Raw genomic sequence first — 20,712 nt, 5'->3', positions numbered from 1 at the left:
GTATACTCTCCTGCTTATCTTGTTTTTTTCCAGTTTGAATTTGTCCACCAAGATTGACGACTATGTCGCAGCCATAACTTCGGATCATCATTTTCCTTTTCGATGATTATTAATTCATCTGGTTTTTCTGCATCTAGTACTCTCTCCATTTTGAATAGTTCATTATCCTCTAGAACTGATTCTCGTTCTGGTATACGTTCAAACCGTTCATATTCCTCTGTAACGCTTTCTAATTCATGTTCCCTATCGAATGTATCTACTTCGTTAGTCACGGCGTCTGCAATGGCCTGTCGCTCTAATAATTCTTGTTCACTAACGATTGCATATCGTTCAGATTCCCTTGCTGCATGTACAGTTTCAATTACTTTTGTATCTGTTGTTATAACTTCTTTATCAGCTGGTGTTATATCAGAGATTATTCCGCCCTCAAATTCACGTATACCGGTAAAAGCTTCTTGCTCTGTAATAAGAGCTTGTTGTGTATCCTGTTTATAAGAAATATCTAATGATATATGTTCAGCATCTAAGATAATTGGAACGATGTCAGAAGCCACTGCTTCAATTACTGCAGTTGTATGTTCTTTCATTGCTTTTTCAGATTCAATTGTTTGATCTAGCTTCATTTGCATCACATTTAGTGATTTAGATGAATCGTTAAGTAAGGTAATACGTGTTTCTAGTTCTTTTTTAACACGGCCAAACAAATCGAATTCTGGAAGATATACGGGAATACCAAGGCCCTCGAATAAATCAAACTCTTCTATGATAGCTTGTAATTCTTTTTCGGTTTTATTGGCAACTTCATCAGTATTTACATCAGTAATAAGTAAGCGTTCTTTTAATCCGAATGAAGAAATTTCATCAACATGTGTAAGTGCTGCATTATCTTCTTTATCAGCTTGTTCCAGTTCAACTACAGTTGCTTGTAGCTCATTTTTCACTTCTGCAAATGTAACGTTTGGCGATACGCCTTGTAATTCTTTTAAGATACGATGAGAATAATCTGCATCAGAAATACCGGCATTTATTTCATGTAACCTTTCTGCTTCTTCTGCGACAATTGTCTGTATCTCGAATATGTTTTGCGGTTTATTTGCATCGTCAGTTCCGGAAATATCTTTAACAGATAATACCCGTGAAGCATTTTTAACTTCTTGTCCTACCTCTATAGCTGCAGTAAATGCATTTTCTTTATTTGCGAATTCTTGTTGATCGGCATAAACAGAATTAAGTGTTTCTTCGATACGTTCAAATGTGTGTGTTGTATCTACATTCGCATACTGTTCTTTTGTTCTTGTAAATGATGTAGATTCATTTCTTTCAGTATCAAATACATTTATTTTCTTGCTTACTTCGTTATTTGCAATAACATCTGCAGCAATTTCCTTTTTTCGAATAGTTTGATCCAGGTTAATTTGCTCTACATCTATTTCACGAATTAAATACGCGCTTTCAATATCTTCATAAGGAAGCAGGTCCACATTTTCAATTTCTTCTACACGATTCAACTCATATTGTTTAGCGATAGATGTTTCAATGTCTCTTTGCATACGAGTAAATAAATCATAATCCGGAAGATAAACCGGTATACCCATACCATTGAACAAATCAAATTCTTCTATAATCCCTTTAACTTCTCGCTCTTTTGCACCAAATTCGAATTGTGCCGGAGCATGAAGAAGTATTTCTTTTTGCTGTATATCACCAGTTTCATTTTCGACAATGGATACAGGTAATATATTCGGAACTGCAGTAGATAAAGTAACTTCTGCATGTGTAGCTTTTAGCTCCCTGGTAACAATATCGCTCGTTTCAGTATGCATTGATATAGCTTCATAATCCTTTGTAACTCTGTCGGCCATAAGATCATTATAAAAACCCTCACCGTATACAATACGCGCAACATTAACCCATTCTGGTAATACTTCTACACCTGCAGCGAATTCACGTAATTTCCCCTTTAGTAAATCATGCTTTATGATCGGTGCAGCTTCATATTCATTCGTTATAAGACTTGTTTCATCAGAAGCGTGTACCATTGCCTCTATCTCGTTTGGTTTTTCGCTCTCTACCCCTTCGATATGGTTTATATCGAAAATTCGTCTATGTTGTTGCGATGCTTCTGTAGAAATTAGTTGAACAGAAATACTGTCCATTCGTTGCGAATGCTGCATTTCAATGTTGGCCACATTTATATTTCGATTTAAATCAAAATCAGTTGTATTTGAAATGTAGGCTTCTACCTCTATTTGTCGCAATGCATTTTCTACAACATCTGTTAAAATCCCTTTTGCTCTTACTTTTGTGGCGGTTACTCCTACGTTATCTTCTTTAACAGCCTTATATCTCGCATAAGGAGCAATGCAAATTGGATAATCAACATCATTTTTATTTTCTGTATTCGCTGGTGTAATAGAAAAAGAATAAACTTTTTCATTCCGATCTGGTCCAGAACCAACGACAACAACATGACTTTTTTCTTTGGTACATATAGAAGGGGAAGCAATAGAATAAACTTTTTCACTCATTCTTCTGCTACCCCCTTATGCTTAAATATCTTCTTTGTAGATTGCTAAACCAATTGGATTAAATGGTGTTGCTTTCGCTTGTGTCATAGGACAAACGGGCGTTGTCGGTAATGTGTAACGATATAATTGAGCCATTTCATAAGCGCCTGTGATTTCAGAACCAATAACCGGTGCTTCGTTAAATGTAACGGTCTTATCTTCTGCATTGTATACATAATCTGTTTTTTCTACTTCTTTACATGAAATGAATAATCTTAACGTTTCGCCCTTTGGCTTATGTTCTAAATGAAATACTTTACGGTGTCCGTCACCTTGTCCAAGTACTTCATCTACAACTGTTTTTTCAATTTCTAGTTCATCGGCTTGTTGGATGTTCTTCGGATGTACTGCATATACATCATCCAGCTTTCCAACATAGCCATCATTTGGATGCACAATATAAATTTGAGATAAATGATATTTACCACTATAAACCGATGGATTAAAGCGTCCTTGTCCACTATCTACTGACATATCATGAGTAATGAAAGCTAAATAATGATGCTGGTACATGGCTCCTGTACTTGATTGTGATAATTGAACTGTTTCATTACCATTTGATGTATCAGAACCGTAATCAAGTGGCGCATTCCCGACTTTTTTATTTGGAGAATATGAAAACTGATCACCAGGTCTACAACCACTTAAAATCACCATGTTTTTTCTTGGTGCGACATCAAATGTATACAGTTTTCCAATATACAGCGGTACGAATAAGGCACGAACCGGATTAGGTGTTGGATCTACACGCATAAACATAACCATGCGGTCTTTATTTGCATTTCCATACAGATAAACAACAGAGTCACGATTCAATTCTTTAGAGAAACGCTGCTCTGGTGTAAAACTAATTGATGTATAAGGGGATGGATTTACAAAATTAATTGTCGAATATACTTCCCCCATAATGCTCTCCATCTTTTGTACATCAAAGCTCGTTTTTGCGGTTAATGCATCCAGTGTCCCGTCTTCTTTTGGTAATAAGAAATAAATACCGCTAATCTTAATTGTTGTATCTGCTGCAGGTGCGGTTTTAAATACAATTTCCGTTTCAGTGAACGAGTACTCGCTAGAATCAACAATAGTATTATCTTTGTAAACTACGGCCCTGCTTTCGTCAAAGTTAGGGAATGGTAATGCGAAGTTCTTTTTTGTTCCATTTCCTTTTCCTAATTCCCCTAATTTATCACCGGAAAGGATCTCTTTTTCAATAAAGTATCGATTGAAAGTGAATAGCAGCATGTCATTGTTTGGCTCGTATGTGTTGGTAGCTAATCTGTATTCGCATGTTACTTTATCGCCTTTTGCAATAGCGGTAGTAAATGTTACTTTTCCTGTAGTTGCATCCACCTTATATTTACTCTTTTCTTGCTCAAACCCATTTACATATACAATGACAGAAGGGCCAAGAACAGGAGAAACAGGGATAGAGAAGTCTTTCTTTACTCCATCCCCCATCCCTAATTTACCTAATGGCGAATCTGCAGAAATAAACCGACTATCAGTGAAATCAGAATCCGCAGTATCATACGCATTTGCTATACCGAATCTTCTGCGTTCTCCATCACTTCCTAACGATTCAAATAACCTTACATCAATAAATTTTGAAATACCGCTCTTAATTTGGAAAAATAGCGTTCGTTTCCAACCGTTATCAGCAAATAGTTTTTCTAATTCTTGCGGTAATGTTTGTAAATATACGACTTTATCAAACCACATATATGTACACTCCTTTATACTGTTTTCTCAAAAATACCTAATCCAGCAGGACGATACGCTGTAGCAGGTCTTTTTGTAATTGGTGAAATAGCATCTACATTAAAGAATTTGTAAATGTCGTGTGAATCCGGACAAGTATTCTTTCTAACTTTTAATCTATCGCCATTTAATAGACCTAGCGGAGACAATAGGATCATATAAGGTAAATATCCACGTACACCTTCATCTGGATGAACAATATAAGCACGAGAAGTATGTACTTTATTGCTATAAACAGACGGGTTAAATTGATATTTGTATTCGTCATTATCTTGTGATTGCCATGCTAGTGAATATTGACCGCCATCTTTACCAACACGATCTGGTGGCATTGCATTAGGTGCTACATTCCAAGCAATAAAATGGGCCTGGTATCTTGCTCCTAATCTTGAACGTTTAATAATTACGTTATCAATGCCGTTACCAGGGGAACGTGGATAAGACTTCATGACAGGCATGTAGTTTTCTACATTTCTATATGGTTTCGTATCGTTAAAATCGAATTTGTGTGATGCTGCTTCGTTTCCATTATCAAAGGCTGTTCCCGCCCATAAAGCGTCACCTAATGTATCATCATTTGCATAGCTTTCTAATTGGCCCATATAAAGCGGTGTAACTGGAACCACATTGTTTTCAAAGGCTGGTGTATTATCAGCTTGTATTAATAAAACAACACGGCTTTCATCAACTTGGCCATTAATTCGAACCAATGAATCCGGCCACCAATTTGTTTGAGCATCGATACCTTGTAAATTCGTATTTCGTAATGTTACTTTCACCCAAGGGGACATCATGACTTGTGTCTCTGCTTCGTCATAAGAGTAAACTTTGTAAGATATACCATTATTTACTTTTGGAGTAACTGTTATTTTGGTTAATTCTACATCTAATAATACTTTTTCGAATTTATTAGATTCATAAGGAAGAACAAGTACACCTTCTTCAGCAACGCTTGGTTCTTTTTCAATCATGTAAACATAAAAACAAGAACGATCCCTACCGCTTTCTAGACGTTTTTTACCGTCTTCAGCAAAAGCTTTCTTTCCTTCTTCATTTGTGAAGTTGTATTTAATCTCTGACTTTTTAAGTGACCATTTTGAAATTTGAGCAATTCCATAAATAGAACCGCTATTGTTCTTCACTAGCATGTGCTTACTCATGCCGAATTCAAATTTTGTATCATCGTCGGATTTTATATCTAAATCCGGATAAACGGCTCTGAAAAACGATTTTACTTTCTTCCATCCGTTAGCGATTACCAATTTAACAATTTCGTCTTGGAATTCGCCTTCTGTATACATTTTTTCAACGTATGCCATCTATTTCACGCTCCTAATCTCTTAATAGTTGGTAATTAAGCCATATAGCTTTTTTCTCTGCAGATGAATTGTGGTATTCAAACTTTAGTTCTGCATTAGCAGGTATAGGTTTTACAATGGAGAAATTAAATCCCTCCGGCACATCTTTTACATAAACCTCTTTAAATACTTGTTGGCCATTAATAAATAAATTCCAGTAGTCCGAATCACTGTAATGTGAAGCGGCAACAGAAAAAGCAATCATTTCTGTTTCGAATGGTAATGAAAACTTATCTACATGAATTTCATCATGTATACCAACTCTTCGCCCTTGTATGAATGGCTCTGTTTTTGTTGGGAAGTAAGGTGCGTCGAATCTTCCACCAGCCATATAGGTAACAGCAAAACTCATCAATACGCCCCCTTATCTTAAAAAGTGCAATTCAAACCAAACTGTTTTATCAAGAATTCCTTGGTTATGGAATCGAAATACAATTGTGTCTCCTGCTTTAACTGCTTTATAAACCATAAAGTGCATCCCTTCCGGAAGCCGCTTTGTATAAATATCTTGGCAAACGGTTTGCCCGTTTACGATTAAATCCCATTTATCATCTAATTCGTAAATGGAAGAACTAACACTAATTGCGTAAATCTCCATATCTGCAGGTAATGTATATTTCACTTCATCCGTTTTAAATGATGTGGAATCCATAATGAAACCAGGTATGAATGGTTCTGTTTTAGTCGGATGAAAAGGTGGATCTAATCGGCCACCGGCTAAATAGGTTGTTTCAAACAAGAGCAATCACCCTTTTTCGTGTATTAAAAAATTCCCGTGCATCATTACGACACATCGGGAATTGGTAAATCAGATAGTATACCGTTACCTTTATTAAGAAGTCTCAGCTGCACACGCTCTAATTGTTTTTGTGCATTGTATATTAATTGTATCTCCATCTCTTTTCCGGTTACTTTATGAGAGACAAGAACCTTTTCTAGCATACCGTGTGCATTAAAGGCTAAGTCATAGTGCAGATATTTATCTCCATCAACTGCAGATAAACGAGCACCATCACGAATAAGTGTATATCCTTCGGTCATGCCTTCTTTAAATACGTCATTTGGGTCGTTCCCAGGCATTGGCTTACCACCGGTATATATTTGTCTATCAATTAATCCTTTCATCAAATACATGATTGGATCATATAAGTTTTTTTGCATTATCATAGAATCACCCCTAGTTCACGCGCGTAACAGACCATGTTTTGGCTGGACGCTGGATATAATAGTGATTTGCATCTTGATTTACCCGAGGAAATGATAAATCTGGTAAAGAACCATAATCAAATAAGATATTATTCTGCGTATCCAGTACTTGCAAACGTCCTGTAAGAATCCCTTTTGGGTTTCGTGCTGCTTCAAATACGATAATATTCACGCCATATTCAAGTGGAATATCTACATATGTCGGATTGTTCCGGATGAAATAATTCTCTTCGATTAATTTATCATTACAGTAAATATTTAATAAATCGCCATCCTCTAAATCCCAATCCCAAAGTTTTAAACGTAATGTATCTACATTTACTGTAATACCGGTTATATCTGTATAGGGAGCAGGTTCATACCCATAGTTAACAGTTAAATCTAAAGTTTGATAGAATCCATCATCTGCAGAGATCATTGTATTAATCCCTTTAACAAAGTAATTCCACTGTTGACCAGAATCTCTATTGTAAACAGAAATAACATCAAATAATTGAATCCTTGGATCACCAACTACTGCTACTGTTAATGTTCTGAACTTCTGAATTGCCTTTAAATGATAGGCTGCAGCAACCGCTCTTCTTGCAAAGAATGTTGTTGCCCAGGGTACTTCTATCATTTCCTCTCGTAAATCACCCTGCGATACATTTTTTAATAGAAACGAATTAAGAAATCCGTTTGCGTAATCTCCACATTTAACAACAATACTGTTACTTATATCCTGGTCAGTTAGCTGCATATCTAAAGAGATAAGGTTTTCCCCTTCTCTAAAACTAAACTTTGCAGGTTCATTAATTGCGTAGTCTGGCATTTTCATAAATGTACAACTTCCGTCTGGTTCGTGTTTAATATAGTGGAATGTTGTATCTATAATATCGCGAACAATTTCATCCCATTTTTGAAATCTCTTACCGGTTGCTCCTTCAACAATCCAACTTTGATTGGTTCCAGGAATATTTACTCTGTTACCGTGCAATGTAACTCCTGCTTTTTCAAAGAAGAACTTCACAACATCATAAACATTACCGGTAGGTGCAACAATTTCATCTGATCCAGGTGTTGGGATTACTGATTTATGTAAAACCTTCTTATAGGATGTAGTGCAGGTTACTGAAATCGTGCCGCTTTCTGCGTTTACCTTCACATCAGATACAAAACCATGTATATACGGTAAGGCTTCTTCACCGTAGCCAATAGACACCTTAAATTCAGTCTGCGGATATAGCTGGTTTGTATTTGTTACCTCACTGTTATAAAACCATTCTTGAATAGAAGAGAATTTGCCATACCAGTTATCAGGAGCCATTTGACCGTATTCATTTGCAAAGGTAATAGTAAATGTACTAGCAAACTGGTCTGCGTTCTCCTGTACTTCTAGGCCCGTTACACGATGTTGTATTTGGACGTAAGAAGAAGAGTCTCTTCTTTTCATATAAACAATTAAATTAGGGGAGTTATTCCCCACTTGGAAATAGCTCCCCAACATTCTAATTAAAGAAATAGAACCTTCTCTCACATTCCATCAACTCCTATTCCTGCTTGTGACATAGATATTAATTTACATTTTGCTATGACTAGCGTTCCTTTTCGTATTGCATCTACTTCATTCGGTGGTATTATACCCCCGCAGGTACCGTAATCACCAGTAATAATATGAGGGCGGTATATTTCCCTCATGAAATCACGCCAATAACTGATATCGTTGAATAGTAAAGTGAATTCTACTTCACATCCTTTGTTACCAGCGCTTTGGGAACGTGGATATCCATGCATGACATTATAAGTTTTTAAGCCATCTAGTGATTTCGGTAATTTTGTTTGTTCAATCTTTTCTATATTAGGTACATGCCCAAATGCATAATAATGTACGTCGCGTATATATGCTACGTCAGAGGAACCATAACCGATTGTTGTAAATTCAATTGTTTGTGGCCCTGCATCTACAAAGATTTCTCTCGCTTCCCAATCATAAGGACCTCGTGCTCTGAATCTTTCAATCCCATTAACTCGAACAACAAAGTATTTATTTGGTAGCATTCCATCAGAACCAATAGGAACCTGGGACAAAAACGAAAAGTTATATGTCCCTGGCCATGAGAAATTAATCGTATATCTTATTGTATTTTTTACTTCTGCTGCATCCCCTAAGAGATGGTATGAACCACCTCTTCTATGCAATGTTTTTAATATACTCATACATTTCGCACCGCCATTCCCATTAGATCATCAGCAACTACGTTTTGTAGCAGCTTTCTCATTCTTACAAAGTCGTCTGCAGATTGTAGTTTTTCAACAGCGACTTTAAATGTAGCATTTTGAATTGATACGCCATTATCTGTTTTCTTCTCAACGTGGGTTTGTCCAGCAAATGGATGTGCAGTTTTACCGATTAGATCAGCAGAACGTGCTCCCATTTGGCCAATTTGATTAGATACATCGCTTACTAGTTTCATTGGTTTAGGTGGAACGACAGCTTTATTTAATAGTTCAGAAGCTTTGTCTACTGCAGGAATCATTTTTTCCATCCCTACACCAAGACCTTCTGTAATATAGCCCCCGTATTCCATCATTAACCGGGATGGGCTTCGGATACCAAAGAACTTTAATACGGCTTTAGGTATTCCCGAAACAACTCCTTTAGCTTTTTTTATAAGCCAATCTGCCATACCGGACATCCCTTCACCAATACCGGCAATAATATCTTTTCCCCAGCTAACTGCATCTTTTGCTACATTTTTTACTATGGAACCTACTTTACTAAATACATCTTTTACAGTATCTACAACCCCTGTAAATGCACCAGTGATCGCTTTCTTTATAGTTTTAAAGTTACTAACAATAAATTCTTTTATACCGCCAACAACATCGGTTATTGTATTATATAATTTGTTGAAATTAGTAATTACAAACCCAACAAATTCACGAACCGCATTAATGATTGTAAACTTTATAAAATTCCAAGCTGATTGAATCACATTTTTAATTGTGTTCATAACGCTAGAAATTGTATCTTTAATAGATTCCCAAGAAGATTTCACAAAATCTTTTAAGAATTTTAATACTGTAGTAAAGGTTGATTTAATTGATTCCCAGGCTTTTTTTACAATTTCCTTAATCGTGTTAAAAACACTGGATATTGTATTTTTCATTTTTTCGAATTCGGTTTTTACGTACTGCTTTATTATTGCTAAAGCCATAGAGAAAATTCTTTTAATAGCATTCCATCCAGTAGAGAAAATTTTCTTCCAAGTGTTAACTGCCTTTTGGACACTATTCTTAATGAATTTCCATGTGCCATCTACAATTTTTTTCAAACCGCTTAATGCTAGATTAAAAACAAATTTAATGGCATTCCATCCAAATTCGAAAATGTTTTTCCAAATCTTAATGTTGTATTCAATTCTTTGTTTTATATATTTCCAAGCTTCTTCTAAGACTTTACCCAAAAATGATGAAGCAGATTTGAAAAGTTTTTTTGTACCATTCCAAAATCCAGAGAAGAACTTACCTAAACCATTCCATGCCTTTTTTGCACCTTTTACGGTTGCATCCCAAGCTTTGGAACAGACATCACCAATCCATTTAACTGCTTTCTTGGTGTATTTTACGATGTCATCCCAGTTTTTATAAATTAGATATACTAATCCTACAATTGCTAGTATGGCAATCGTCCAGGGATTCATCAGTAAGGTCATCATAGATCTGCCCAACAGCGCTAGAGCTTTCCCGATTCCACCAAACATACCAATAAGTTTAGGGCCGACTTTAAGAATACCTGTAAATAGTAATGGTACTTTAGTAAGTATTGGTACTAGGAATCTTAATGAGCCAACAAATGCACCAACCCCACTTGTCATAAAGCCCATCATGGCGACTAATGGACCTAATACAGCGACCATACCTAAAATTGCTACAATACCAATTTGAATAGGCTTAGGCATAGAACTAAATGCCTTTGCAACAACTTCTACTGTTTTAATAATTGGAGGAAGTGCTACTTCTGCAATATCTAAAATAGCTTGTCCTAATGGTTCTAAAGATGCCATTGTAGTACGCATTAACTTTTGCCAACGAACACCAAAAGCTTCTTGCTGCGTCTTCTGCATTTTGCCCATTGTGCCCTCGACATCGCCTAACGCACCATTTGCATTATTAAGGCCCAAGACAGCTTGAGCGCCCATGTCTTCCCATTTTGTCAATTGTGTTATCGTAAAGGCTTTTTATCCTCTACTTCTTACAGTTCATTTCCTGTAAGTTCGGCATACGTTTTCACTAATAAGTGTCGCGGTCTCGTGGAAGGATTATATCTTTTCACCTTCTATGCTCTGCCCCTGGCTATACTTTGTATATCCTTCGGTTCAAATTAGGATTCGCACCCTCTTTGCTTTATACCGCGATTTTATTTCGGCACAATTTATCATCTACCGAATACAGCAACTCCAAGTTGGTTTGCTTTTACTTTATCGTCCATCTTACCTAAATCACCTAAAACGGCATTAAATACATCCGCAGAAGTTCCTTTACCTTTATTGAAATTGTCCCAAACCTTTTGAGTTGCTGGACTCATTTCTGCAAAGGCATCAGATACGCCTTTAGAACCATCTTGCACACGAATACCGAATTCTTTTACGAGATCGTTAATGTAATCGAGATTATAACTGCCATCACGAGTTCCGTTTGCCATAATGGTAAACATCTCGTTAGCAGAGAAGCCGGCTTGTTTGTACAATGGCGCATATTCGGCCACATTATCAAACATTTCATTTGAATAGTTCAAACCTTCTTGTCCACCAGCAGCAAATAAATCGAATGCTTCCTTTGAAGAAATACCAAACTGATTCATTAACTGCCCTGCACCACGAGTTACTTCATTGATATCAGAATCAAATGTTTTACCCAATGTCATAGCGCTTTTTGTAGCTTCTTCTAATTCTTCGTGAGGAACGTCTTTCATATTCTGATACACTTTTATAAGAGACTGATCTACTTCTTCAATACTCTGGCCAAATCCATCTTTCCAAGTTTCTTTTGCGACTTTACCAAGGTTTTCTGCACCTTTTTCAGTAAGTCCTAAAGAAGATTGGATGTTTCTTTGAGATGTATCGAAGTCAGACGCTACTTTAACAGCAGCAGCACCGATACCAGCTAAAGGCAAGGAAACGCCCGTTGTCATGTTAGTACCAACATCTTTCATTTTGTTACCTACATGACTAATTGACTCCCCTGCCTTTTGGAATTTATCATGCATTCCATTTGCAGTTTTTTGTACACGATCTTCGAATTGTTGTAAATCTTTATAAGCACCTTCTGCTTTAATACCAATCGTTCCGAACAGTTGGAACATTTCAGCTAACATTTACGCACCCCCTTTCACGGGGCCGATAACCATTTTATTCTGCATCTTCATCGTCTTCTTGGAAGTGGGCCATGATCTGCTCAACATGCGCTTCACATTCTTCTTTCGTCCATACTTCACCCATTTCATAAGACGATTCTTTATCGCCCTGGTTGTCAGTGAGCCCAAAGGCTTGAAGATAATCATTGAAAGTAGTACCTTCTTCAAGCTGACGAGTTTGAAAGCCAATGAACGCCATCTTCTTCCACTCATTTAGTTCTTCTTGCTGCTCTTCTCGTGCAATTAGAGAAAACAGGTCCATTAAACGCGAATACGGTATAGATAAGACATAATCATCTGTCCATCCATACCGTTTTTGTATCTTGTCGAAAGCACGTAACATATTTTGTTCTGCTTCCTCTAAATATTCATCTGAGTCTTCATTTACGCTAGGATTGGCGCTGCTGCTGATTGGCTCCATTTCTCGCTCTGAACTTTCACGAGTCCCTTGACCTGGTTGAAAAAAGTCATTAAGTCTTCACTTTCCAGTAATCCTTGAATAACAGAAACCATTGCTTCCGGAGGGAACTGTCTAAATTCTTCTGCTTTTACTTTTAATAAACTAGCAAAGAACTCTGTAAAATCATCCTCACAAGCAGGGATCATCGTTAGAACACGGAAAGCAAATTCTAATCCTTTTTGTTGCTGCTTCTCTTTAAGTGCAACTAATTGTGCTTGTTTTTCTTCTTCTGGAAGAGATTCTGCTGCTTTAGTAAGTTCATCCATTGCTTGCTTATCCTTACCGAAATCAGCGAAGTTAACTATTGCGCTGCGTCCAACCTTCGAAATAATCTTAGCGAATCGCCAAACGTCCGTTACATTTAATCGTCGCATCGTTACTTTTTCACCTAAGATTGTAATTTCTGTACCTGTATTCATCATTTTTTCTAATATAGAAGTCATTTTGTCCGCTCCTTTTTTTGTATTCAGCTCGTTTTATGCAATAGAAAACCGACTACCATTTATGCGGTAGCCGGTGCTTTTTGTACTGTTGCTTTCTTTTTCTTTGGTAAATAGATCTCGTATGGCGGTGTAGTTGGTGCAGTTTCACTATAATGACCGATAAATTTACACTTCAAACCAACCGTTCCTTTACCGTCTTTTAAATCCACCTCAATAGAAGAAACAACCATTGCATTACGAATTACGAATATAACAGGTGATTCACTACCCGAAATCATACCAATTAATGCGATATCATGGTAATTCGAATCTGGAATATCATTTGAAGGCTTCATAATATCGTAATCTGGTTCAGTTGTACTATCTACCGTCATCCCAGGTAAAGCTAACTGCAGGTTTTCTTTTGTGAACTCTACTAATGTAAGTTCTACATGCGGCTCATCTTTTAATAACCACTTACCGCGCACCATTTTACCTAGTACACCATCAATATCTGCATCATAATACTCACGATCAAAACCCACTTTAGTTCCGCCTGTAGTCGCTCCTACAAGTTCACCTAATTCTTTTACACTTTTAAACCCTTTGTACATGACACCAGGGCCGATAACAAAATTATCAGTAGTCCCTTCACGGACACCATTAATTAATTTCCAGCTCATTTGTCCTACCCCCTAATACAAGTCCGTTCGCATGGTTCGGACAAGAAATTTTACATTTATATGAATGATAGATGGGTCTTCATCTGGTACAGGGATGCTACCTGCACGATGTATAGAAAGTATCCCATCATCTTTTAAACCGACTTCTCTATCTAGTAACTTCTCAATACGTGTAGCAATTAATCTTGCCTTATCATAATCCCCATTATCACAATACACATCGAAATTTAGAATCATACGATCTATAATTTCAACATCATCCGGATTATCTGCTTCAATTCTCATAACTACATAAGGCATTTCCATATCATCTTGTGCAGTTTGGAATGAAAGAGCAGGCCCTTTGTCCTCGCCTTCACCATACTCTGATAGATTAGCTTTTATTATTTCATCGTTCTCTACAAGCATTCTAATAGCTGCAATAGCGTTAGACATCTATTATCCTCCCATCATTCTTTTAAGTTCTCTGCGTTCTTTTTCAAACGCTTTTAATAGGAATGGACGGGCTTCCATATGACTTGTACCAGTTTCAAGCCATATTGCTTTTTTCAAATCGCTCCCTACTGCACCCAATACCTCTGATTGTGACCGTTTAACATTGTATTTAATCGAATTTAGCAAGTCACCGGTACGAACAGCAGGAGCTTCACCTGGTTTAGAAGCAGTATATTTACGACTCGTATGAGGTATTTTATATTGCTTACCGCTACGGCTACCTGTGAGATTCTTCTTAACTTGATTTTGTAAATAAATAGATGCTGCTGTAACTTTTTCAACACACATAGCATTAATATGCGTCTTTACTTGCTCCATATTGCTTGAGTACTCAATTTCTACTGAATTCGCCATATAGAATCATACCTTTTCGCAATAAATTTCAATGTGATGATTCATAAATGCAGGATTACGTGGTTCGCCTTTTACTTCAAACATATAATCAACGCCTAATTCTTCACTTTTGAAATGGATACGATCATTCGGCTTAATTTTGTAGGAAGCAGGTGCATATATCTTAAAGGTTGTATCGAAATTTTGTTTATCACGCTTAAACCTCTCATTAGCAGCAGCAGAATTAGTAGTTACACGACAAGTCATATTCTCATAAACGTCTTCTTCTATTTCTGCATAATTACCTGAGGATTGTTTCTTTTTCATTTTTCGTTTTACTACTACCTCATGAATATATAAATCATCCATATCGCCATCATCGAAGTACGTATTCATGTAGCCATCACCGGCTTAACTCTTGCTCTAAACCCTTTTAAGCCATTGAGTATCTTATTATTTGTAGCTGGTTCATCTAGCGTTTCTGGGCTAATCTGGTACGAATAATCCCCTATACTCTCCGATGTCTTCATACCTTTTCGTTGTAAGTTAGCGCGAACTACTGCAGAAACAACCAAATCAATAATACATTTCTTCATAAGTACCTGCAGATCATCATAATCTTGTATCTTATATTCGAATTCATATAACTGATTTTCGGATAAACCATAAACAATACGCCCATTTACAGTAATAGAATCGATCATATCTTGTTTAGAACTAACATGAGTAACTTTTGTTATAGATTCAGCAGGAAAAGAAAGCCAAGCTAGTTTACTTGTTTGAATGACTTCTTTCATTGGATTCTCTGGCTTAACTCTTAAATACTTTTTAGCAATAACTGCATAGTTATCTATTAGTTCTTGAATTACTGTATCAGGCATCCTCTGCACATTTACGCGGTCTTTAATGTCCTGCAAGGTAATATCCATTATGTTTCTTTCTCCTTCTTATCGACTTCTTTTACAAGTTCAAAATGTCCAGTACTTACAAGGTAATCAGCTTTTTCATTTGCAACTGTTTCTTCTTGGCCATTCTTAAACTTTTGTCCATAAGCGGTGTAAGTGCCACCGTATCGCAGCGTAACTACTTTCATAATTAACACCCCTTTCACGAATGTAAACTATTACTTGAAAGTTTACATTCGTATTGTTGGTTTTATTGGTTATATCTCGTTTTCCATTAGAAACAAGAAAATATTAAAAAAGTATACATTCAAAACCCTAATAACAAAGAGTTTGTTTCCATAAAAAATACGCCTGGATATTAAGCTCCAAACGTATCCGGAATATTTGTTAGAATTGCTACTGCATCCATTTCTTGAATTACAGCATCATCATCAAAGTGGATTACATAAAATCGTTTATCTTCCATTACTGCAGTTTTACCTTCTGTAGTTTTACGAACACGAGTGTCGTATGTATTAACCGCAATGAAGTTTTTAGGATCTGCAAGAATAATAACATCGTCTTCTAAAGATGGAACCGTAACAATTCCGTATCCCATCGGTTTATTAACTTGATCTCCTGCTCCAAGTAACGCAGCATCACCAGCACCAGTAGGACGATTTGTTAAATACTCAATCCATTTCTCTCTACGGCTTGGAGACATAATCCAACGTAGGTTGCTGTTTTTATATTTATTTGGCATTGCACCGGATAAAGCAAAGATAGAACCTTTCCCAAATCCATTTGCCGCAGCAGCTTCACCTGTACCAGTTACCAATTTAGCATGATCGACAATATGAGACTCTTTTGATTTCTTGATTTTTTTCAACCATCCATCATTGATAGATAACATTCCGTCGGAAGAGTCTGTATCACCATTCCAATGTAAATCCTCTAAATCGATACCTAATTGTGTAGACATAAGAGCCATTACAGTATCTTCATAACCTTCACCTTCAATATTTTCGCGGAGTAATTCTTCTGTAATTTCCCAAGGTAAACGAATAGCCTTTGTATTGTACTCAATTTTAGAAGTTTGAACACCTGCGCGGTAATTATCATCGCTGTTTTCTGTTTTCTTGCGTAAGATACGGCCACCAATTGCAATTTTATCTAATTCACCTTGTTTTGCTTTACGCATTTCTTTACGGTGTAATTGTGAGAATGGCGTTGTATCAAATGCCATACGGAAGAACTCTTTGCTTTGTTCTGGATTTAATAATCCTGCATTCATTCCACTTGTTGTCATTGCTGCCTTTTCAATACGATCTAAACGTTTTAATAATTGTGCGTTAGTCATTGTCATAATGATAAATCCTCCCCTTACAGGTTCAATCCTGCCCATTTAGATTTTTTAATTTGTTGTTGTCCTGGTGTAACTTCTTCATCTGGATCTAAACCTTTACGGATAGAAGCAGCATTTTCGATATTTTCAAGTCGCTTTGTAATTGGTTCTAGTGCTTTTTGAATAACTGCTGCAGCTTTTTCTTCCTCTGTTTGCTCTTCTGGTGTCGGTTCTACTTCCTCACCATTCACTTGTTTTTCAATCTTATCTAACTTAGTAGCTAGTGGTTCTACTGCTTGTTTAACAATCTCTGCAATATCTTCTGCTTTCATTTCATCTTCCTCCTGTGGTGAAGCAGCTTCTTTTATTTCACTAATTAAAGCTAATGCTTCATCTAATTTTGCATGATTCTTTTGGGATAAAACTTTCCCGGCTTTTTTAATACTTTCTAATACAATGCTTTCTGCTTGTACACTATCTTCTGATTTCGCAATGGTGTAACCACCTTTAATAGAAGAAAGTATGTCCTTCATATCATCCAGAGCAGCTGCCATACGGTCGATATCGGGATTACTTTCCCAAATCTCCCAATAGAACACATCTTCAAACAAATTAAATACAGCTCGCAAATCACGCTTTTGTTTTTCATCAATAAAGCGGTCTTTTACTTCGCCTTTTGTGATTTTGTGACTTTCACCTTTAACGAAATCTAACATCTTTCGAATAAGGCCTTTATCTTCATGAGTAAAATCATCAGTCTTGGCGATTTCTACACGTTCACCAAATCCACCCATAGAAAAACCAGTGACTTCACCTTTTTTTATTTCTTCCCAGGTGTCTGCATCATCAACGCGAACAGTCATAAGCCATGTTCCTGCTTGTACTTCTTGTTCGCCTACTGTCATATCACTTTTAGCAATCCAGTTTTCGACTACTGTACCTTTACCAGCGATTTCGTCATGTTGCTTGTCGATGTGCTGGTAATTTTCCATAAAGGTATAAGCGGCCTTTTCTATTTCTTCTGCAGTCATTGTATCCCCATGTGAATCTTCTACATCCGGTTCATACACAACTCCTGTAACAAGCTGCTTCTCTTCCTCTGTTTTAAGGATTGGGACTTGCTTTGATATATTTGGTTGTTTAGCAGATTCACTTTTCATAATGGCAAATTGACGACCGTTTGCGCCCTTTGTAACTAATGAAACATAACTAATATTGGCGTTTTTTAGTTCGTATCCCATCGTTTTACCTCCTTCCCTATAAATATTGGGGTTCCACTGTCAAAACGCATAGCAGCCAATTTAAAGCCATATACGTTTTGACGATGAAACCCCAATCAAATAGGTGTATTTTACTACTCTTCTGAAATCATAGTGCAGCGGCAATGCGGATGAGCTGGCGGACACATCTTTCCATTACTAAATAGATCATCAATATCTACCGTTTCCCCATGCAAACCACCACATTCCTTACAAACACGCTCATCGTTTCCTGTAAGCCATGTTTTCTTGTTTCTATTTGTACCCTTATAAGCAATTAAATTGCCGTAATTCATTGCATATGTTGTTTCTGTACGTGCAATCATCATTGCTCTGTAGTTACTTGCTTCTGACATTACATCGGCAATGGAAACACTTAATGCATCGACACCCATTCCTTCACTAAGATTCTTTAGCATTGTTTCTCTTAATCTATCTTTAGTGGTTTCATGGATTCCCTTTGCTAATTCAAAAGCATAAGTAGCTACCCATTTTGTAGCAACGTCACCAATTGGATCTAATACCATCCAGGTTAAACCGTTAGAAGCTATAGCACTCTGTACAAACTCTGTTACATCATCCTGCAGAGTGTCTGTGACTTCATCGACAAACATTTGTCTTTCTTCATTCCAATCGACACTATCAAGAAAGTCATCAACTTCTGCTTCTGCAATTACAAAATCAATCTCTTCATCTGCTTTATTAATACGAATTACGGGAAGCAGGTTTAAGAGCCGTTTTCCCTGTTCAGAAAAAAATCAGCTACCTTCTTTTGCATAGCTTTCTCTATTTCTTCATGCTTTTCCCTAAATGTATTAATAGCAATTAAGTTGTCTTGCTCATTATCTGCAGCTTTTGCAATTGGTTCCGGTAGAGAAGGTTCAGTTGTACCATCAAAGAATTTGTCCCCTTCTGGTACAGGTTCATAACCTACTACTTTACGAGACTCATTCAGTTTTAATATTCCACCCTCATAACTGTCTTTTGCATACTTTAAATCTGCTTCACGGTCACCCGTATCAATTTCATTTAATTTGAAATACCAATCTAAACTACCTAGTATTTCAGCGAATACACAGAACAATTGATTGTTCAATCGATGCTCTAGGATTTCTTGACCAGGCTCTATAATAGAGCGCTTGTACATCTCGTTCATTTCTTTAGCAGTTGTTTGCCCCAATGAACCTGTCATAGCCCAGCCGATACGATAAGGCGGTACACGATGGGCCACACATATCTCCATTGCGCTATCCTGTTTATATAAACGGAAACTACCTTCTTTTACATCTGGACTAATCTTTTCTAACCTTGCTTTCGCACCATCTGGCACAGGTACAACGGCTAATTTATGATGTTCTCCTTTTGTTTCTGCAGAGAAGAATGCTTTCAGTTCATTTTCTGTTCCAGAATCTACTTCATCGACTCCCTCAAGAAATAAAATGGAATCCGGGATGGTTTTACCTGTAAAAAAGTCGATATTGTAATCTCTTGCTGCTTGTGAACCAACTATTGAACCTATAGAACTAACGTAATTAGGTATTCCATAATAAGAAGAACGAGAACCAAATTTACGAATAACAATTACTTCTCCGGCTTTTTCTGTTCCATTTCCTGCAGGATCATCTGCACCTAAAGGCCTACCATCAGCAAGATGATAATCATCTGGATAATTAAACTTTTTAAACCATATTTCTTTATTGTTTACGATTTGAGCAAAGCGTATTTTGTCCTTATGAGCACGTACTGTATGTCCCGGTATATGATAAAGCTCTACCGGACTTTCACCTTTATTATCGCGAACAACTTCAATAATGCCCCAGCCAACTGTTTCATAATCCTCCCATACAGCTCTAAGAATTTCTGAACTTGTCATTTCTGGGTTGCACTTCCGCATGAAATTTTTTAGCATTTCATATTGCTCCTGGCTCGCTGCTTCTTTCACTTCTTCAAAAGGCGCGAAGTCAAAGCCGACACCTGCAATATCATCCACTTTCGCACTAATACAAGCAGAATGAATAGGATTACTTTCCTTTATATCAAGCAGCACTTTCATATCATATGGTGGTTTAACCAATCCTTTATCGCCATATATTTGTGCGAATGGATCAACCGCCATTTGTTTACTGTTATCTTCCTTATTCTTTGGATCATCTGCAGCTTTGTTTATTCCGAATACTTTTACATTCTTCATTGTTTTCTTATCGCTCATATCGTTTATGTGTCCTCCTTTCTTTTATTAGGGGCACCACCACATCGCTATCAAGTTAAGAAACACATTCTTCCCCAAAACGATAAAAATGAACTTCGGTGCTATAAAAAACACACAATAGTAAAAGGTTAGCATAGCATATAATATAATGATGAATAGATTTCATGTAAGGTAACTGCTTATATTCCTATAACAAAATATACCCATAGGAGGTAGTTATATGTTTGATAAAAATCAAATACTTCAAGCTAACGCATTGAATCCAAATTTAATTGGTCCTACACTTCCCCCAATTCCCCCATTTACTTTACCAACAGGAGCAACAGGCCCAACGGGAG

At 36.8% G+C, this 20,712-nt stretch carries 22 protein-coding genes and 1 pseudogene; 1 reads left to right on the top strand and 22 read right to left on the bottom strand.

Translation table 11 applies throughout. From position 1 onward, the window contains the following. Window positions 1-14: 14 nt before the first annotated feature. From BM089_RS06635 to BM089_RS06530, 22 genes and pseudogenes are all read right to left on the bottom strand, one after another. Complete coding sequence (locus BM089_RS06635) at window positions 15-2,528, bottom strand: hypothetical protein (RefSeq protein ID WP_090976385.1); 2,514 nt, start codon at window positions 2,526-2,528, stop codon at window positions 15-17. 21 nt (window positions 2,529-2,549) lie between these two features. Beyond that, window positions 2,550-4,286 carry a hypothetical protein gene (locus BM089_RS06630; protein ID WP_090976383.1) on the bottom strand — a complete coding sequence of 579 codons (1,737 nt, stop codon included), beginning with the start codon at window positions 4,284-4,286 and terminating at the stop codon, window positions 2,550-2,552. Window positions 4,287-4,300: 14 nt separating this feature from the next. Further along, window positions 4,301-5,644 carry a hypothetical protein gene (locus tag BM089_RS06625; protein WP_090976381.1) on the bottom strand — a complete coding sequence of 448 codons (1,344 nt, stop codon included), beginning with the start codon at window positions 5,642-5,644 and terminating at the stop codon, window positions 4,301-4,303. Between the two features lie 13 nt (window positions 5,645-5,657). Beyond that, window positions 5,658-6,035 carry a Low copy number virion structural protein gene (locus BM089_RS06620; RefSeq protein ID WP_090976379.1) on the bottom strand — a complete coding sequence of 126 codons (378 nt, stop codon included), beginning with the start codon at window positions 6,033-6,035 and terminating at the stop codon, window positions 5,658-5,660. Window positions 6,036-6,047: 12 nt separating this feature from the next. Further along, a complete protein-coding gene (locus tag BM089_RS06615; RefSeq protein ID WP_000464284.1) occupies window positions 6,048-6,422 on the bottom strand; it encodes a hypothetical protein in 375 nt (124 codons plus the stop codon). 44 nt (window positions 6,423-6,466) lie between these two features. Next, a complete protein-coding gene (locus tag BM089_RS06610) occupies window positions 6,467-6,850 on the bottom strand; it encodes a hypothetical protein (protein WP_090976377.1) in 384 nt (127 codons plus the stop codon). A 10-nt stretch (window positions 6,851-6,860) separates the two neighbouring features. Further along, window positions 6,861-8,405 carry a hypothetical protein gene (locus BM089_RS06605; protein WP_090976375.1) on the bottom strand — a complete coding sequence of 515 codons (1,545 nt, stop codon included), beginning with the start codon at window positions 8,403-8,405 and terminating at the stop codon, window positions 6,861-6,863. Next, the gene (locus BM089_RS06600) at window positions 8,402-9,085 is read right to left on the bottom strand and encodes a hypothetical protein (protein ID WP_090976373.1); all 684 of its coding nucleotides are present in this window, start codon (window positions 9,083-9,085) and stop codon (window positions 8,402-8,404) included. Before BM089_RS06600 ends, BM089_RS06605 begins: the two co-directional genes overlap by 4 nt. Further along, window positions 9,082-11,088, bottom strand: coding sequence for a phage tail family protein (locus BM089_RS06595; RefSeq protein WP_090976371.1), 2,007 nt, complete (start codon window positions 11,086-11,088; stop codon window positions 9,082-9,084). The genes BM089_RS06600 and BM089_RS06595 overlap by 4 nt, the downstream gene beginning before the upstream one ends. A gap of 224 nt (window positions 11,089-11,312) precedes the next feature. Then, window positions 11,313-12,245 (bottom strand): annotated as a pseudogene (locus tag BM089_RS06590) (phage tail tape measure protein); the annotation flags it as partial. A gap of 34 nt (window positions 12,246-12,279) precedes the next feature. Continuing rightward, window positions 12,280-12,705: a hypothetical protein gene (locus BM089_RS06585; protein ID WP_086392353.1), complete on the bottom strand. Its 426-nt coding sequence runs from the start codon at window positions 12,703-12,705 to the stop codon at window positions 12,280-12,282. After that, a complete protein-coding gene (locus BM089_RS06580; protein WP_000200742.1) occupies window positions 12,669-13,187 on the bottom strand; it encodes a hypothetical protein in 519 nt (172 codons plus the stop codon). The genes BM089_RS06585 and BM089_RS06580 overlap by 37 nt, the downstream gene beginning before the upstream one ends. A 59-nt stretch (window positions 13,188-13,246) precedes the next feature. Beyond that, window positions 13,247-13,849, bottom strand: a complete 603-nt coding sequence (locus BM089_RS06575; RefSeq protein WP_090976367.1) for a hypothetical protein — start codon at window positions 13,847-13,849, stop codon at window positions 13,247-13,249. A 12-nt stretch (window positions 13,850-13,861) separates the two neighbouring features. Next, window positions 13,862-14,284, bottom strand: coding sequence for a hypothetical protein (locus BM089_RS06570; RefSeq protein ID WP_090976365.1), 423 nt, complete (start codon window positions 14,282-14,284; stop codon window positions 13,862-13,864). 3 nt (window positions 14,285-14,287) lie between these two features. Then, a complete protein-coding gene (locus tag BM089_RS06565; protein WP_090976363.1) occupies window positions 14,288-14,698 on the bottom strand; it encodes an HK97-gp10 family putative phage morphogenesis protein in 411 nt (136 codons plus the stop codon). Between the two features lie 6 nt (window positions 14,699-14,704). Next, the gene (locus BM089_RS06560) at window positions 14,705-15,073 is read right to left on the bottom strand and encodes a hypothetical protein (protein ID WP_090976361.1); all 369 of its coding nucleotides are present in this window, start codon (window positions 15,071-15,073) and stop codon (window positions 14,705-14,707) included. Then, window positions 15,070-15,606 carry a hypothetical protein gene (locus tag BM089_RS06555; protein WP_090976359.1) on the bottom strand — a complete coding sequence of 179 codons (537 nt, stop codon included), beginning with the start codon at window positions 15,604-15,606 and terminating at the stop codon, window positions 15,070-15,072. Before BM089_RS06555 ends, BM089_RS06560 begins: the two co-directional genes overlap by 4 nt. Continuing rightward, window positions 15,606-15,770, bottom strand: a complete 165-nt coding sequence (locus BM089_RS06550) for a YqbF domain-containing protein (RefSeq protein WP_000869888.1) — start codon at window positions 15,768-15,770, stop codon at window positions 15,606-15,608. The genes BM089_RS06555 and BM089_RS06550 overlap by 1 nt, the downstream gene beginning before the upstream one ends. A gap of 170 nt (window positions 15,771-15,940) precedes the next feature. Further along, a complete protein-coding gene (locus BM089_RS06545; protein ID WP_061663822.1) occupies window positions 15,941-16,927 on the bottom strand; it encodes a phage major capsid family protein in 987 nt (328 codons plus the stop codon). 17 nt (window positions 16,928-16,944) lie between these two features. After that, window positions 16,945-18,147: an XkdF-like putative serine protease domain-containing protein gene (locus BM089_RS06540; RefSeq protein WP_090976357.1), complete on the bottom strand. Its 1,203-nt coding sequence runs from the start codon at window positions 18,145-18,147 to the stop codon at window positions 16,945-16,947. A 113-nt stretch (window positions 18,148-18,260) separates the two neighbouring features. Then, a complete protein-coding gene (locus tag BM089_RS06535) occupies window positions 18,261-18,779 on the bottom strand; it encodes a phage head morphogenesis protein (protein WP_090976355.1) in 519 nt (172 codons plus the stop codon). Window positions 18,780-18,892: 113 nt separating this feature from the next. Then, window positions 18,893-20,374 carry a phage portal protein gene (locus BM089_RS06530; RefSeq protein WP_090976353.1) on the bottom strand — a complete coding sequence of 494 codons (1,482 nt, stop codon included), beginning with the start codon at window positions 20,372-20,374 and terminating at the stop codon, window positions 18,893-18,895. Between the two features lie 220 nt (window positions 20,375-20,594). On the opposite strand from BM089_RS06530, the gene BM089_RS06525 reads away from it, so the two are divergent. Continuing rightward, window positions 20,595-20,712 (top strand): exosporium leader peptide-containing protein (locus BM089_RS06525; RefSeq protein ID WP_139213242.1); only part of this gene is annotated, 118 nt, incomplete at its 3' end.

This window comes from Bacillus sp. 5mfcol3.1, assembly GCF_900114335.1.
GTDB lineage: Bacteria > Bacillota > Bacilli > Bacillales > Bacillaceae_G > Bacillus_A > Bacillus_A thuringiensis_S.
Note: the sequence above shows the minus strand (reverse complement) of the source record. Positions and strands in the feature narration are given on the sequence as shown.

Bases quoted from the DNA above. Each gene is read 5' to 3' on its own strand.
- BM089_RS06635 (WP_090976385.1), bottom strand. From the start codon at position 2,528: ATGAGTGAAAAAGTTTATTCTATTGCTTCCCCTTCTATATGTACCAAA.
- BM089_RS06630 (WP_090976383.1), bottom strand. From the start codon at position 4,286: ATGTGGTTTGATAAAGTCGTATATTTACAAACATTACCGCAAGAATTA.
- BM089_RS06625 (WP_090976381.1), bottom strand. From the start codon at position 5,644: ATGGCATACGTTGAAAAAATGTATACAGAAGGCGAATTCCAAGACGAA.
- BM089_RS06620 (WP_090976379.1), bottom strand. From the start codon at position 6,035: ATGAGTTTTGCTGTTACCTATATGGCTGGTGGAAGATTCGACGCACCT.
- BM089_RS06610 (WP_090976377.1), bottom strand. From the start codon at position 6,850: ATGATAATGCAAAAAAACTTATATGATCCAATCATGTATTTGATGAAA.
- BM089_RS06600 (WP_090976373.1), bottom strand. From the start codon at position 9,085: ATGAGTATATTAAAAACATTGCATAGAAGAGGTGGTTCATACCATCTC.
- BM089_RS06585 (WP_086392353.1), bottom strand. From the start codon at position 12,705: ATGGAGCCAATCAGCAGCAGCGCCAATCCTAGCGTAAATGAAGACTCA.
- BM089_RS06580 (WP_000200742.1), bottom strand. From the start codon at position 13,187: ATGACTTCTATATTAGAAAAAATGATGAATACAGGTACAGAAATTACA.
- BM089_RS06575 (WP_090976367.1), bottom strand. From the start codon at position 13,849: ATGAGCTGGAAATTAATTAATGGTGTCCGTGAAGGGACTACTGATAAT.
- BM089_RS06570 (WP_090976365.1), bottom strand. From the start codon at position 14,284: ATGTCTAACGCTATTGCAGCTATTAGAATGCTTGTAGAGAACGATGAA.
- BM089_RS06565 (WP_090976363.1), bottom strand. From the start codon at position 14,698: ATGGCGAATTCAGTAGAAATTGAGTACTCAAGCAATATGGAGCAAGTA.
- BM089_RS06560 (WP_090976361.1), bottom strand. From the start codon at position 15,073: ATGAATACGTACTTCGATGATGGCGATATGGATGATTTATATATTCAT.
- BM089_RS06555 (WP_090976359.1), bottom strand. From the start codon at position 15,606: ATGGATATTACCTTGCAGGACATTAAAGACCGCGTAAATGTGCAGAGG.
- BM089_RS06550 (WP_000869888.1), bottom strand. From the start codon at position 15,770: ATGAAAGTAGTTACGCTGCGATACGGTGGCACTTACACCGCTTATGGA.
- BM089_RS06545 (WP_061663822.1), bottom strand. From the start codon at position 16,927: ATGACAATGACTAACGCACAATTATTAAAACGTTTAGATCGTATTGAA.
- BM089_RS06540 (WP_090976357.1), bottom strand. From the start codon at position 18,147: ATGGGATACGAACTAAAAAACGCCAATATTAGTTATGTTTCATTAGTT.
- BM089_RS06535 (WP_090976355.1), bottom strand. From the start codon at position 18,779: ATGTTTGTCGATGAAGTCACAGACACTCTGCAGGATGATGTAACAGAG.
- BM089_RS06530 (WP_090976353.1), bottom strand. From the start codon at position 20,374: ATGAGCGATAAGAAAACAATGAAGAATGTAAAAGTATTCGGAATAAAC.